The organism is Phyllobacterium sp. LjRoot231 (assembly GCF_964253365.1).
Classification (GTDB): domain Bacteria; phylum Pseudomonadota; class Alphaproteobacteria; order Rhizobiales; family Rhizobiaceae; genus Phyllobacterium.
The window spans coordinates 373,849-387,339 of the sequence record NZ_CAXUQT020000004.1; the positions used below are offsets into that span (position 1 = coordinate 373,849).

Below are 13,491 nucleotides of genomic sequence, written 5' to 3' on the forward strand. Positions count from 1 at the left end.
CTGGCTTAGGTCGTGACACGCTGCCGGAAATACTTCCCCCATTTGCATGAGCTAATTGCGCGGACCCGCAACTCTCGAACGGCTTCGTTCGTTGGTTCATTGATAGAACTTAGGGAGGACTCAAAATGCGTGTACACAAGAATTTAATTGCAATTGCATTGGCTACGACGGCCATGTCGTTCTCGTTGGCGGCAGGTGCCTTAGCCAATGACGACCTGCAGGGCCTGATTTCTGATTCGAAGAACTGGGCGATCCCGACTGGCGACTACGCCAACACACGATACTCAAAACTCAACAAGATCACCAAGGACAACGTCAAAAACCTTCAGGTCGCCTGGACGTTTTCGACCGGCGTGTTGCGCGGCCACGAAGGAGGCCCGCTCATCATCGGCGATGTGATGTATGTTCATGCGCCATATCCGAACACCGTCTATGCGCTTGACCTGAATAATGATGGCAAAATCCTCTGGAAATATGAGCCCAAGCAGGACGCAAACGTCATTCCCATCATGTGCTGCGATACCGTTAATCGCGGCGTAGCCTACGGCGACGGCAAGATCTTTCTGAATCAGGCCGACACCACACTCGTAGCCCTTGACGCCAAGACAGGCAAGCCCGCGTGGTCCGTGAAGAACGGCGAGGCGTCAGACGGTAGTAAGGGTGAATCGGGCACTTCTGCGCCGATGGTCGTGAAAGACAAGGTCATTGTCGGTATTTCCGGCGCTGAATTTGGTGTTCGCGGTGCGTTGACCGCTTACAACATCAAGGACGGCAAGCAGGCCTGGCGTGCGTGGTCGATGGGTTCCGACAAGGAAACATTGATCGATCCGAAGAAGACCACCCAACTCGGCAAGCCGGTTGGAGCGGATTCCGGCACCAACACCTGGGAAGGTGATCAGTGGAAAATCGGCGGCGGGACAACTTGGGGTTGGTATTCGTACGATCCCAAGCTGAACCTGATCTATTACGGCACCGGCAATCCGTCTACCTGGAACCCCAGCCAGCGTCCCGGCGACAACCGCTGGTCCATGACCATCATGGCCCGCGATGCCGACACGGGCATGGCGAAATGGCTCTACCAGATGACCCCGCACGACGAGTGGGATTATGACGGTATCAATGAAATGATCCTCGCGGATGGCATCAAGATCGATGGCAAGGACCGCGATGTTCTCGTCCACTTCGATCGGAACGGCTTTGCCTATACGATGGATCGTGCAACCGGTGAGCTCCTGGTCGCAAAGAAATACGACCCGGCAGTCAACTGGGCGACCGAAGTCGACATGAAAAAGGACAGCAAGACCTACGGCCGTCCGAAGGTCGTAGATAAGTATTCAACATCAAAAGAGGACGTCAATGCGACGGGCATCTGCCCGGCGGCTCTTGGTACCAAAGACCAGCAGCCGGCAGCCTATTCGCCAAAGACCAAGCTTTTCTACGTTCCGACAAACCATGTCTGCATGGATTACGAGCCCTACAAGGTCAGTTATACCGCCGGTCAGCCTTATGTCGGCGCAACTCTGTCCATGTATCCAGCTCCGAACAGCCATGGCGGCATGGGTAACTTCATCGCATGGGATGCAGCGAAGGGTGAAATTGTCTGGTCCAAACCCGAACAGTTCTCGGTCTGGTCAGGCGCTTTGGCAACCGATGGCGATGTCGTCTTCTACGGAACGCTTGAGGGCTATCTGAAGGCAGTCGATAAGAACGGCAAGGAACTTTACAAGTTCAAGACACCGTCCGGTATCATCGGTAACGTCACTACATACGAACATAAGGGCAAACAATATGTTGCCGTTCTGTCCGGTATTGGCGGATGGGCTGGTATCGGACTTGCCGCTGGCTTGACGAAGCCGAATGAAGGCCTTGGTGCAGTCGGCGGTTATGCCGCTCTTTCCGACTACACGGCCTTGGGCGGTCAGCTGACCGTCTTCACCGTCCCCGAATAAAGGGACGAAGCGGACACAAGTTTGCTTATGCAAGCTTTGAATAGAGGGTGCCCGGTTTCAACCAGGCCGGGCCCCTTGTGTCACCTGACTCACAAATCACACCACTTGAAATAGTCGTTTGTGCGCCATACAAAATCGTGTGGCAAAGATAGTTCGGAGACCGATATTCGATGCGGGGCATGATCTGACGCCTGGCCGCGGCATAGGAGCCGAGCTTGTCGGTGATCAGACGCTTCGGTGCGAGGCGCTGCTTCTTGAGCAGCCTTATCAGTAATCGCTTCGCTGCCTTTGTGTTGCGCCGGTTCTGCATGATTTTGGTCTGCCCCCATCGGGTGATCCGGGGTTACTGTTAGTGCATGTTTGGTCTGAAGCGCTTGGAGTCGGTGGTCCGGATGCAGCGCTAGCCTTCGACGGCAATTGACCCAGTTGGGTCCTGTGAAGTTACTGCCCGCAAAGCATATTCCAGGGGCGCGATGTTTCCAAGGGCCATGTGAGGGCGACTGACGTTGTAGTCGATTCTCCATGCTTCGATCAGTGCCCTGGCTTCAGCGATCGTCGCAAACCAGTGCACATTCAGGCATTCATCCCGAAATGACCCGTTGAAGCTCTCGATGAAGGCATTGTCCGTTGGTTTGCCCGGGCGGGAGAAGTCGATCCGTGTGCCATGATGATAAGCCCAAAGATCGACAAGGTGTCCGGTGAACTCGGCACCATTGTCAGCAAACAGGTATGTTGGCGCGCCGCGTTGTTTGACCAGGCGATTGAGAACCTCGACGACATGTTCACCGCGCAGCCTTTGGCCAACCTCGATGGCCAGGCTTTCCCGACTAAAGACATCGATCACCGTCAAGGCGCGGAACTTCTGTCCATTGCCGAGCTGGTCGTGGACGAAGTCAAGGGTCCATGCCTGGTTAGGTCTTGTGGGTTGGTGCCGTGCTTGCCTGTGTACGAGCATTTTGCGTCGGCGCGGTTGTTTGCTGCGTAAAGCCAGCCCTTCTTCGCGGTAGAGCCGATAGACAAGGTTGCGTCCGACACTCCAGCCGTCACGCCTCAGCATGACATGCACGCGACGGTAGCCATAGCGGATCCGGGTCCGGACAATGTCCCGCATGCGTTGGCGCAGTTCCGTCCTTGGATCTTTTCTGCTCGGCTTGCGCTGGGTCGATCGATGCTGGCGCGTCAAACAACAGGCCCGCCGCTGGCTGTAGCCGTGACACGCCGTCACGTAGGCAACAACTTCTTTCATGAGCGCTGGCCGGGGAATTTTTTTGACAGAACATCCTGCAGCACAGCTTTGTCGAGGCTCAGTTCGGCCACCAGTTTCTTCAGCCGGGCATTCTCGTCAAGCACAAGCTTCAACTCGCGAACCTGATCCGATTCCAGCCCGGCATACTGCTTCTTCCAACGATAAAACGTCTGTTCGGATATGCCGACCTGCCGGATCAGATCAGCGACCGGCAGACCAAGCTCCGCCTGCTTCAATACCGCGACAATCTGCTCGACTGAAAACCGTTTCTTCTTCATGGCAAACCTCCTTTCAACACGAGGGAAATCCGCCGAAAAACTAACACCAGATAGGGGCCACTTTCACCATGTCACATCAAGACTATGCCGTTCGTCCTGATAACCGCAGGCACATTGATTATCGCTGCCTGGCTCTTCCGGAGACGATTGGAGTAACCGCCTGGCTCACGCGAATTTGTTTCAGACGTTACATTCGCGGCGCATTTTCGAGGCAATCAGTCAGCATGATGCCGCTTCCTATCTTGGGAACGAGGATATTCCAGATGACCCGCAAAATAGATGCCGAACCCGACTATATTCGTGAATGCGCCAATGCCGCCGACGATCTAGGCGGGAAGTATGTCGCCGCCGCGGCTATATTTGGACTTGTCATGGCCGCACTGATCCTTCCCGATGTTCTGACCAACCCCGACCCTATCGCGCCGGCCTATGCCAACGTGACCGATCGACCTGACGCGCCGACCGGGAATAGGCTCATGGCAAGTTGGAACAATCAGAGGGCGGACGGTGTAGCTTACAAATGTGACCTCTAACGCCATAGACGCTGCGTGCCGGCGAGATTGCCGGCACGAAACGCGTCCGGTTAAAGCCACCTCGGCGAAGTCGTCGGTAGATTTGGCAAGCTCGCGCCATGCTGCCATCTCGGTTTCCGGGGTTGTCACATTAACTCAGTAAAGAGGTATTTTCATCGCGCCGCGCCGATTTCTTGACGCGCGAACCCTTTGATTTTCGGTGCCCAAGACTTTCCGCTTGACGAGTAGATTGCAGTATTTCGCGTTAATGTGACAACCCCGTTGCGAAAGGTGACCTCAGAGGCCGGAAGGTTTCTGCGCCAAAATCCAGACTTGCGCATTACTATCAATATCGTGGCGGCCGATCTTTGCAATACGAACCCGACCAAGTTCGACACAATCGCCTGCGCCAACGGGTTCCTACGCAAGGAAAGGATGCAAGATGAAATGGATACTTTTCAGACTGGGCGTGTTCCGCCTTCTTCGGTATGATCGGAATGTGCCGCAGGCCTGGCGTGCCAGCCAGTATTTTCGTCACTATATGAGGCACGGCTATTCGCCTGTCGAGGCAGTCGAGTACGATAGATACTGTCGAAATGTTATTAAATGGCGATAGCGGCCAGTTATAGTGGTAATGCTTCTGACCGGCCGAACTTTATTGCTCGAATAGCGCCTCAGGCTACGCACGCGACTTAATATGTTCAATCAAACCAAGGGCTATTGCCGCTGGTACTGCGATTGTAGAATTAGGGGAACCAATCAAAGTCGGCAAAAATTAGCTATTATCGGCATTTTCAAAGGAACGTTTATCAACGAGTTTCTGTTTTGAATAAACGCTGAAATCCGAGTGTAGTTTCATGAGATTTCTCCTTGCAGCTTGCTTTCTCTATGCGGCCGGGGTGTCGGCGATCGCCCAAGATCCGCATTCTCCACAGACCGATGACGAAGGGCCCGCACCCGAGGAGTGCCGAGCCGAACCGGAAGGGCAGGGCGGAATTGATCAAGGCAAGGACGCAGCCGAGCATGATACGGCGGTTCTCGAACGATGCAAGGGCGTGTTAAAACCGCCGCCGCCGGGCGACTCAGAGATGGTTGCACCGACCCCACGTGTCGGCACCACACCGGTGATCCCGCCCGACTCGGTGCCCGAGCAGCCACCGGTCCCTGATCATCCCTAACGGCACGTGTCGCCGATCGGAGGATCAGACAGATGAATCGCGGTAGTCCGAGCCCTGAACGAATTGTCACCGTCTTTGGCGGTACCGGCTTTTTGGGGCGCAGGATCGTCAGACGGCTCCTGGAAAAAGACTTCACCGTCCGCGCTGTATCCCGACATCCGGAACGGGTGGCCGCGCTGTTCTCGTCGGATGCGAGGGCTCCGGAAGCCGTCCGGGCAGACATCCTGGATCCCGCCGCGGTGACCTTGGCCGTCGCCGGTTCGCACGCGGTCGTGAATGCCGTCAGCCTCTATGTCGAACATGGAAATCGAACGTTTGAGCGGGTGCATGTGAAGGCAGCGGCGGATCTCGCCGCAGCGTCGCGCAATTGCAGGGTTGAGCAGTTCATTCAGATATCGGGGATCGGCTCCGATCCCCGATCGGAATCGAGTTACATCCGTGCACGCGGGCGAGGGGAACACGCCGTGGCGAGCACATTTCCAAGCGTCATCATCCGTCCGTCCGTCATGACAGGCCCGGACGACACCTTCCTTACTGTCCTTGTCAGGCTGATACGCGTCCTGCCTGTCTATCCGCTGTTTGGTAATGGCGGAACACGGCTTCAACCGGTCTATGTGGGAGACGTCGCGGAAGCCATAAGCTGTCTGATCGATCGCAATGACCCCGGAGGTTCCTCCATCTTCGAATTCGGCGGCCCGCACGTCTACACCTATGAGGAACTGCTTCGGGAGATTGCCTCGCAACTCGATATCCGTATCAGGCTGACACCGATGCCGTTTGCCGTGTGGAACGTCTTGGCGCGCGTGGCGGAATTCTTTCCCGGCGCTCCCCTCACACGCAACCAGATCGATCTCATGCGCCATGACAACGTGGCAGCAGCTGACCTGCCTGGTTTGAGCGAGCTCAACATCGTACCGCGCGCCATCCGTGAGGTGATCCGCATGATCGAACAAGCGAACAGATCGGCTGCGTGACACAGACAAGAACAGGTCACGGTCTCCGCACCTATATCGACGGTTGTTACGAGGACGATAAGCACACTGATCACCATCCCATTGATCCGATCACCGGCGTACCCGTCGCGTGAATTATGGAACTTGGCCCAATCGGCCCGAATTCCTATATGCTTAGCGGAAAGCAATTGGAGGAAGAATGTCATACCACGTGCAGTTCATGAAGGATGATACCGAAGTCGGTTCGACGCCGTGGCCCGGCAATTTGGAATCGGCCAAGAGGTTCGCCAAAGAGCAGTTGGGAATTAAGAACACAACATTGGGCGCGACATCGGCCCGCGTCTTTGATGTCTCTACGCAGACGGTCGTATACACGTTTCCGGAGAATTGCCCACTGGACCTAAAGGCCAGAAGCGCCCCGCCGACGTGATCGGCAATGCCGTGAAGGTCATGCGTATTGCTGCCAGCCAAGAAGCCGACAACGTGATTGACGATGGCAAAGACCCTGCCGCCAAGGCTCTCGGCGCGAAGGGCGGGAAGAAGCGCGCCGAAAATATGACGCCTGAGCGGCTCGCGGAGATCGCGCGGAAGGCGGCAGAAAAGCGATGGAAAAAAGATAGCTAAATCATACCCAGAATACCGCTGCCGGCACTGTAAACTTAACGCTGCGACAGCCGCGACGATGCAGGGAAGTGATTTTGGCCCGACCTTAGGCAACCGTCGCATGTGTGATTTCGTTCCATGCAGCCATGGCTGCGCTGCGCAGATCGCGATGGTCGAAAGATGAAAGCTCGTGGCGGGGAAAGTGAAACAAATTGGCGATCGGATCATGGATAGAAGTGAAACGCTGTAGCTGTCGCGTCGACTTGAAACGTTTCATGATCCGCTCGCGTCGTCGGATCGGTTGATGTGAATTCTCCGCCCGGTTGTTCAAGCCCTTGTGTGAGCGATGTTCCACACTCGGCATGACCTGCCGCTTCGCAGCATCGTACGATCGAAGCTTGTCGGTGATCATGACACGTGGCACCTGGCCCGGCGGAACCGCTTTCCACCGCCGTCGAACGCGGTGGAAATGACGACGCTCGCGGTGGCGCTGTGCTGCAGGACAGACCGATAGGTTGGCTTGCCATCATAGGCTCCGTCGGCTGTGAACTGGCCAATCTCGCCGTCGATCTGGCTGAGCAACGGTTCCACCTGGGAAGGATCATCCGTGCCCTGATCGGTCAGCCTTTGGGCAATGATCTCGCCACTATTGGCATCCACTGCCAGATGGAGCTTGCGCCAGTGGCGGCGCGATCTGACGCCATGTTTCTCCTCAAGCCACTGCCCGGCGCCGTACACTTTCAATCCCGTGCTGTCGACCAGCACGTGCAGCGGGCCGTCCGCCAGGAGCGGGTTTCGTCGGGCGGGTGGCTTCCACTGCTGTGCCCGACGGCTCAGCGTCGTATGATCGGGGACGGGTATATCAAGTCCCATAAGATCGAACACCGAATTCATGAGCCCTTCGGTCTGGCGCAGCCGCATTCCGAACACACAGCCCAGGGTCAGGGCCGTTTCGATGGCAAGATCGGAATAGCGGGGTTGACCACCTCGCGTCTTTCGCCGTGGTGCACGCCATCCGGCCAATGCTTCCGGCGTCATCCAGAGTGTCAGGCTGCCACGCCGACGCAGGCCTGCCTCGTACTGCGGCCAATTCGTCACCCTGAATTTCATCTTTGCGATGTGATGACGACGATCGGCGTTGTGTTTGTACGGCATGGCACTCGGATCAAGCTGATTGCGATCCTGTTTGCCTATCGCCGAACCGTTCAGAAATTATTTACGCACCAAAGCCTCATAGATGGCAAATCACCTGAGGAATGCGCGGATCACGTGGGTTATAGCCTTGTCTCGTCCCTTCGAAACTATGCCCAGTTATGGTCAGCGCGGTTATCTTGGAAATATGAAACGCGCGCCAGCCTTCGCCGTTTCCTCCTGACAATTGCCAGGCACTCAAGGTTAAATCCCTATTGCTGTCGTAACCGGCAAGATGCGGCTCAACAGTCCTCACGTGATCGTCGTATGTGAACCTAATCAGCTTGCGTTGCCGGATAGCTTCGCAAATCGATATATGTCCAGTCATGGTGGCCTCCCACAGCTGACATGATGCCTCCCAAAAATCAAAGAGTCGATAGCCGTCCATTGGGCGGCTTTTTCTATGGAGCATACCCATGCCAAGAAGCCCGACAGGCAATTCCAGCATTCCGATCACGTTTGTTCCGAATACGCCTGCGAAGGCGACGGAGGTAAATGCTGATTTCACGGATGTCGCCGCGCAGCTGACTGACTCCCTGTCCCGCTCCGGCAAGGGTGGCATGCAGGCAGCCCTCGATATGGGCGGGTACAAGGTCCAGAACACGGGTGCACCGGCAGCAAGCGGTGACGTTGTCACCAAAGGCTTTGCCGACGCCACCTATGCAACGTCTACCACATTGGCAGACTATGTCCTCAAGGCCACGCCTGCCATGACGGGCAATCCGACGATCACCAATGCACAGCCGGGTATCCAGCTTGTCGAAACCGATCAGTCGAACAAGAACTGGTATATCCTTGGCACCGCAGCCTCGTTCGTTATTACTGAGACCGACACGGCTACAGTCCGGCTTTCCATCGCTCCCGGTGGCGTCGTCAATATTCCCGGCTCCCTCACCCTCGGCACGAAGCTGGCTGTCGCTCAAGGCGGTTCAGGCGCTTCCGACGCTGCAGGAGCTCGTACCAACTTCGGCCTTGGCACCATGGCAACGCAGGATGCCAGCAACGTCAGCATCAGCGGTGGTAATATCGGTTGTGTCGCAAATTTTGATGATAGACGCGATAGATTTTGTTTGGCAGCCAGCAGTCACGCTGCCAGCATGTCGAATTGTTCGGCCAGAGACGGATTTGGATTAAAGGCAAATCTTGCCTGTCGTTTGCGCATCATGTGGATCAGTTCGACTCCGGACAGGATAATCTCTGCCGTCTTTAGCGACTTAAATCCAAGCATCGGTCGGATGCGGCGTTTGATCCTTCTATGATCCTGCTCAATGCGGTTGTTGAGGTATTTACTCGTCCTGATTGTGATTGGCTTTTGTTCATTCCTGCCATATCCGCCCTTCAGCCGATCGGTCATATCGCAGAAGATGATCGCTTCGCGGTTTGTCTGGCTGCCATCAATGACAACACGATCAGGGCGGCCATGGCGCAGGAGTGCTTTCCTGAAGAAGCGCTTTGCAGCGGCAAGATCTCGGTGCTCATTGAAGAAAAACTCGACTGTGTCACCAACGCTGTCGATGGCGCGATCGATCATCCATTTGCCTCGAACTTTGACGTATGTCTCATCCACATGCCATTTGCCGGTCACAGCGCGTTTGCGCCTGTTGAACTGTTCAAGCAGTAGTGGAGAAAAGCGCAAAACCCATCGATGCACGGTCGAATGATCGACATGGATATTGCGCTCTTGCATCATTTCTTCCAGATCGCGCAGACTCAAGCCGTAGGCGAGGTACCAGCGCACGCACAGCAGAATGATTGATCGGTCGAAATGGCGGCCTTTGAACATCTGATCTCTCCGAAGTTTCATCGGAGATACTTAGATTGCGCTCCCTTACGGAAGTGTTTGCGACAAAGCCCGTTCAACTGCCTTCTTGTACAATTCTATCAAATCCTCGCGCCAACCCATCTGGAGTTCCTCCTGTCCCGCCGCGTCCGAAAATAGCAGACTTCACAACCCGACACGACAACCCACCACGGAGCGGCTGAGGGAATACGCCTTTCGGTGGATGGCCAGATGGCCACACATACGGCACCCCGGAACGGGTGTAATCTCTTCGTCACACTGGCCGCAAAGGCACCCTCACCAAAAAAATACTCGCTTTTGTGGTCGGCTCATTGGGTGGAGATGAGGCAAGACGGTGGCGCGTGTGCCTATCTCTCCTCCCTTTTCTGGCCGCGATCAGCTAGGCTCATAGGGCTATTTTGGGGCTTCCGGCCAATGGATGTTCAAGCCCCACTCGCCACGGTAATGGTCGAAGAGTGGCGGTCCCTTGTCGTCCGTCACGATCGGGAGGTTGCGGTATTTGAGGCTGTCCCATCCTATCAGCATGTCATTGATAAGCTTACCTAGGTCCTCTAGGGCCTGTCGTGCGTGGCGCTCATTGCGGGTGTAGACATCGATCGTGAGCGTCTCATCGTTCCTTGCAATCTTGTGAACGTAAACCATCGTCTCAACGTTCTCGTCGGCTATGAACGGCGGCACTGGATCGTAAACCGATTTATCTGCCATGATCTCCTCCTGTATCCCCCTCGTGGGGGAACGTAGCAGAGAACGGCCTACAGGGGCAGACTGAAGCCCCCTACGGCGCGGCTGGGGATCATCTGCCCGGTGCTGGTTTCTACAACAAGGAAGCGTGGCGTGGCGTCGGCTTCACCTCTCTCGAGGATTTCCTTCACCGCTTCTGGGAAGCTTATTTCGCACCGATGGACCCCAACAATCTGATCTGGATGGGTTGGAAGTGGCGACATGGCGACGTCAGCCGTCACACCGGAGGCGACCTTGCGGCGGCACTTGGCCGGATCAAGGCGAAGACCTACGTGGTTCCGTTCTCGGGCGACATGTTCTTTCCGCCAGCTGATTGCGAGGCGGAGCAAAAGCTTATTCCCAACGGCAAGTTCAGGGTTGTCGACAGCCTCTGGGCCCATTTCGCGATGTTCTGCATGACAGAGTCGGATCGGGACCAGATTGATGCCTGTATCCGAGACCTGTTGGAGGAACGCGTTGACTGAAGGTGTTGATTGAACGCCTGCAGCACGCCCGGAGGGATCTCGGGCGTGCTGTGAGGACGAGGCTTACAGCATGTTCTGCCACTTTCGACGGCCCGTAACTAACGGAAAGGGGGGTTGTCACATTAACGCGAAATACTGCAATCTACTCGTCAAGCGGAAAGTCTTGGGCACTGAAAATCAATGGGTTAGCGCGTCAAGAATCGGCGCGGCGCGATGAAAATACCTCTTTACTGAGTTAATGTGACAACCCCCGAACAACATAAGCAGAAGTAGCTAGGAACGGTCCAGTTTTATCAACGTTTCTGGCCATGCGCGATTTGCCATTTCCTTATGTGACCATTTTGACCGATCAACCCGGGAAGGCGCGAAGCATATGCTCGGTGGAGGAAGCGGCAGAATGGCTCTTCATGTACTGGCCGATTGAAAAGGGCGAAAAGCTGAGGGAGGCCCGCCAGGCGTGTCGTGACGCACTGGAAGGCCGGATTACCTGTACGAAGGCGAGAGAGGCCTTTATCGAGGCCGCGCGGGAAGCCGACATATATATCGAACAGAAACACCTCTAGCTCTCGCCGTCCAGCTTGTGTTCGCTGCAATACCATTCCTGGCCATACCGCTTTTCAAATCCGAATGATCCCCACGACTCGCAGCCAGGGGTGCATACAGTAATGCTCGAACAGCCCAGCCGGAGCTTTCTCCATGTGCTCAGGGGGCACCGTAAACTTAACCTGATATATTTCGCGTTTGGGCGCTTTTGTGACTTTGTAGCTGATCTCATGCCGCTTGTAGGCATGCGATTTCGCGCCACGCATCCATGGCAGCGTTGCGACAAGCGCGATGGTCGGATGAAGTTAACTTGTTGCGTGGAAAGTGGTGGAGATTGGCGATGGGATCATGAATGGAAACGAAGCGTTGAAGCTGCCGAGTTGATTTGAATCGCTTCATGATCTTTTCTCGTCGTCGAATTGGCTGGTGCGAATTCTCCGCCCGGTTGTTGAGCCCCTTATGCTGGCGGTGATCGCAAACGGTCAGACCAATCTGCCGGCATTGTAAACTTAACCAGTTGGCGATGTTTCTTTGTGAATTTGAGTGATGACCGAGGTTGGTGATCTACTCTATCGCCGTCACCGTTTTCCAGCTGAGGTTATCGCCGAGGCGGTGTGGCTGTACTTCCGCTTCCCGCTCAGTCTTCGTATGGTCGAAGACATGCTTGCCTACAAGGGCATAATCGTCACACACCAGACGATCCGCACATGGGCGGAAAAGTTCGGGCGGGGCTACGCCAATAAGATCCGCAGACGTACGCCACGCCTTGGCGACAAGTGGCACCTTGATGAAGCTGTCGTTTCGATCAGGGGCAGGAAACACTGGCTCTGGCGCGCCGTCGATCAGGATGGTTTTGTATTGGACGTCTTGTACAAAGCCACAGGAATACCAAGGCCGCCAAACGCTTGATCCGCAAGCTGCTTAAGAAACAAGGTTGTGTGCCGCGTGTCATGGTGACGGACAAACTCAGATCCTATGCGGCTGGCAACAGGCAGATTGGTCTGACCGTTTGCGATCACCGCCAGCATAAGGGGCTCAACAACCGGGCGGAGAATTCGCACCAGCCAATTCGACGACGAGAAAAGATCATGAAGCGATTCAAATCAACTCGGCAGCTTCAACGCTTCGTTTCCATTCATGATCCCATCGCCAATCTCCACCACTTTCCACGCAACAAGTTAACTTCATCCGACCATCGCGCTTGTCGCAACGCTGCCATGGATGCGTGGCGCGAAATCGCATGCCTACAAGCGGCATGAGATCAGCTACAAAGTCACAAAAGCGCCCAAACGCGAAATATATCAGGTTAAGTTTACGGTGCCCGTCAGCTCCATCAGTAGCAAGCTGCCTTACAACATCGCGCTCGGATAAAATGCCCTTGATGGCGCGGTTCCCATCGCACACAACAATCGCACCGATCTTGTGCTTCGCCAAAATCCCGATCGCATCGCCCGGAGTCGTTTGAGGCCTCGCGCTGAATACGTCGTAGCCCTTTCGTTCAAGAATCAATTTGACGGTCATGAGTATTCTCTCCTGATTTTGGTGACGGTCGTCCGAATCCCTGATCCTGTATTTTAACGCTAATTATTGTGCGCGCAGGAAGTTGCCAATTCAACCCCTTCTACGGCGCGATGGTAATACTTTCCGTTGAACGAAGTCTTCAAAAGGCAGTAGGTAATGCTCTTAGTACATTGCGTAAACTTCGTATGTCCGTTAACTTTACTGTGCCCGTTCTGTAAGACACTTTCTCCAGCACCGTGAGCGGAGGCGAGCAAGCCTGTCGGTGAGCTTGTTCCTCACCATTTCCTCGACTGTTCGTTGCGAAAACCTGGATTTTGATACAGCGCACAGATCAGTCCCAGCCTGCGTCAAAAATGAGAACTATCGCGACAGGAGACGCGTAAAATTGCAATATCGGTGGATCGAGCAATTCGCCGGAGGGTCGGCGGCCAGGGCGGCTGTTCGACGACCTGATGCACATGTCTGAGTATTCCGGTATCGTCTTGGGATGCTGCTCTGATGAAGGGTGTAG

11 protein-coding genes and 6 pseudogenes are annotated in these 13,491 nt (G+C 55.3%); 8 read left to right on the forward strand and 9 right to left on the reverse strand.

Annotated features, from left to right (window positions below; genetic code table 11):
- The first annotated feature begins 173 nt into the window (after positions 1-173).
- Positions 174-1,949: a lanthanide-dependent methanol dehydrogenase XoxF5 gene (xoxF5, locus tag ACSQ3H_RS30430; protein ID WP_436120835.1), complete on the forward strand. Its 1,776-nt coding sequence runs from the start codon at positions 174-176 to the stop codon at positions 1,947-1,949.
- 157 nt (positions 1,950-2,106) lie between these two features.
- Here the strand turns inward: xoxF5 and ACSQ3H_RS30435 are convergent.
- Positions 2,107-2,265, reverse strand: a pseudogene (locus ACSQ3H_RS30435) (DDE-type integrase/transposase/recombinase); the annotation flags it as partial.
- An 84-nt stretch (positions 2,266-2,349) separates the two neighbouring features.
- Positions 2,350-3,473 (reverse strand): IS3 family transposase gene (locus tag ACSQ3H_RS30440; protein WP_436120750.1). Its coding sequence is split into 2 segments (ribosomal slippage): positions 2,350-3,209 and positions 3,209-3,473, totalling 1,125 coding nucleotides; the frame shifts between segments, so codons are not numbered across the junction.
- 263 nt (positions 3,474-3,736) lie between these two features.
- On the opposite strand from ACSQ3H_RS30440, the gene ACSQ3H_RS30445 reads away from it, so the two are divergent.
- The 4 genes from ACSQ3H_RS30445 (at position 3,737) to ACSQ3H_RS30460 (ending at position 6,740) form a co-directional block, all read left to right on the forward strand.
- Positions 3,737-4,006, forward strand: coding sequence for a hypothetical protein (locus ACSQ3H_RS30445; RefSeq protein ID WP_436120751.1), 270 nt, complete (start codon positions 3,737-3,739; stop codon positions 4,004-4,006).
- Between the two features lie 836 nt (positions 4,007-4,842).
- Complete coding sequence (locus ACSQ3H_RS30450) at positions 4,843-5,163, forward strand: hypothetical protein (protein ID WP_436120752.1); 321 nt, start codon at positions 4,843-4,845, stop codon at positions 5,161-5,163.
- A gap of 32 nt (positions 5,164-5,195) precedes the next feature.
- Positions 5,196-6,137, forward strand: a complete 942-nt coding sequence (locus ACSQ3H_RS30455) for a complex I NDUFA9 subunit family protein (RefSeq protein ID WP_436120753.1) — start codon at positions 5,196-5,198, stop codon at positions 6,135-6,137.
- A 405-nt stretch (positions 6,138-6,542) separates the two neighbouring features.
- Positions 6,543-6,740 (forward strand): RNA-binding protein, encoded by a 198-nt coding sequence (locus tag ACSQ3H_RS30460; RefSeq protein ID WP_436118889.1) that lies wholly within the window; start codon positions 6,543-6,545, stop codon positions 6,738-6,740.
- An 85-nt stretch (positions 6,741-6,825) separates the two neighbouring features.
- Here the strand turns inward: ACSQ3H_RS30460 and ACSQ3H_RS30465 are convergent.
- The 5 genes and pseudogenes from ACSQ3H_RS30465 to ACSQ3H_RS30485 all read right to left on the reverse strand — a co-directional run.
- A pseudogene (locus ACSQ3H_RS30465) lies at positions 6,826-7,158 on the reverse strand (DDE-type integrase/transposase/recombinase); the annotation flags it as partial.
- A pseudogene (locus ACSQ3H_RS30470) lies at positions 7,124-7,874 on the reverse strand (IS5 family transposase); the annotation flags it as partial. The pseudogenes ACSQ3H_RS30470 and ACSQ3H_RS30465, both read right to left, overlap by 35 nt.
- 76 nt (positions 7,875-7,950) lie before the next feature.
- On the reverse strand, positions 7,951-8,238 hold the full coding sequence (locus tag ACSQ3H_RS30475) for a WYL domain-containing protein (RefSeq protein WP_436120299.1): 288 nt from the start codon (positions 8,236-8,238) through the stop codon (positions 7,951-7,953).
- A 756-nt stretch (positions 8,239-8,994) separates the two neighbouring features.
- Positions 8,995-9,693 (reverse strand): IS6 family transposase, encoded by a 699-nt coding sequence (locus ACSQ3H_RS30480; RefSeq protein ID WP_436120754.1) that lies wholly within the window; start codon positions 9,691-9,693, stop codon positions 8,995-8,997.
- A 411-nt stretch (positions 9,694-10,104) separates the two neighbouring features.
- On the reverse strand, positions 10,105-10,416 hold the full coding sequence (locus ACSQ3H_RS30485; RefSeq protein ID WP_436120755.1) for a hypothetical protein: 312 nt from the start codon (positions 10,414-10,416) through the stop codon (positions 10,105-10,107).
- Between the two features lie 194 nt (positions 10,417-10,610).
- Here ACSQ3H_RS30485 and ACSQ3H_RS30490 point away from each other — a divergent pair, with 194 nt between their 5' ends.
- Together ACSQ3H_RS30490 and ACSQ3H_RS30495 are read left to right on the forward strand one after the other, a co-directional pair.
- The gene (locus ACSQ3H_RS30490) at positions 10,611-10,916 is read left to right on the forward strand and encodes a hypothetical protein (protein ID WP_436120756.1); all 306 of its coding nucleotides are present in this window, start codon (positions 10,611-10,613) and stop codon (positions 10,914-10,916) included.
- A gap of 341 nt (positions 10,917-11,257) precedes the next feature.
- The gene (locus ACSQ3H_RS30495; RefSeq protein WP_436120757.1) at positions 11,258-11,479 is read left to right on the forward strand and encodes a DUF982 domain-containing protein; all 222 of its coding nucleotides are present in this window, start codon (positions 11,258-11,260) and stop codon (positions 11,477-11,479) included.
- A gap of 208 nt (positions 11,480-11,687) precedes the next feature.
- On the opposite strand, the pseudogene ACSQ3H_RS30500 reads toward ACSQ3H_RS30495, so the two are convergent.
- Positions 11,688-11,933 (reverse strand): annotated as a pseudogene (locus ACSQ3H_RS30500) (DDE-type integrase/transposase/recombinase); the annotation flags it as partial.
- A 72-nt stretch (positions 11,934-12,005) separates the two neighbouring features.
- Here ACSQ3H_RS30500 and ACSQ3H_RS30505 point away from each other — a divergent pair.
- Positions 12,006-12,718 (forward strand): annotated as a pseudogene (locus ACSQ3H_RS30505) (IS6 family transposase).
- Positions 12,719-12,797: 79 nt separating this feature from the next.
- Here ACSQ3H_RS30505 and ACSQ3H_RS30510 read toward each other — a convergent pair.
- A pseudogene (locus tag ACSQ3H_RS30510) lies at positions 12,798-12,980 on the reverse strand (CBS domain-containing protein); the annotation flags it as partial.
- Positions 12,981-13,491 lie beyond the last annotated feature (511 nt).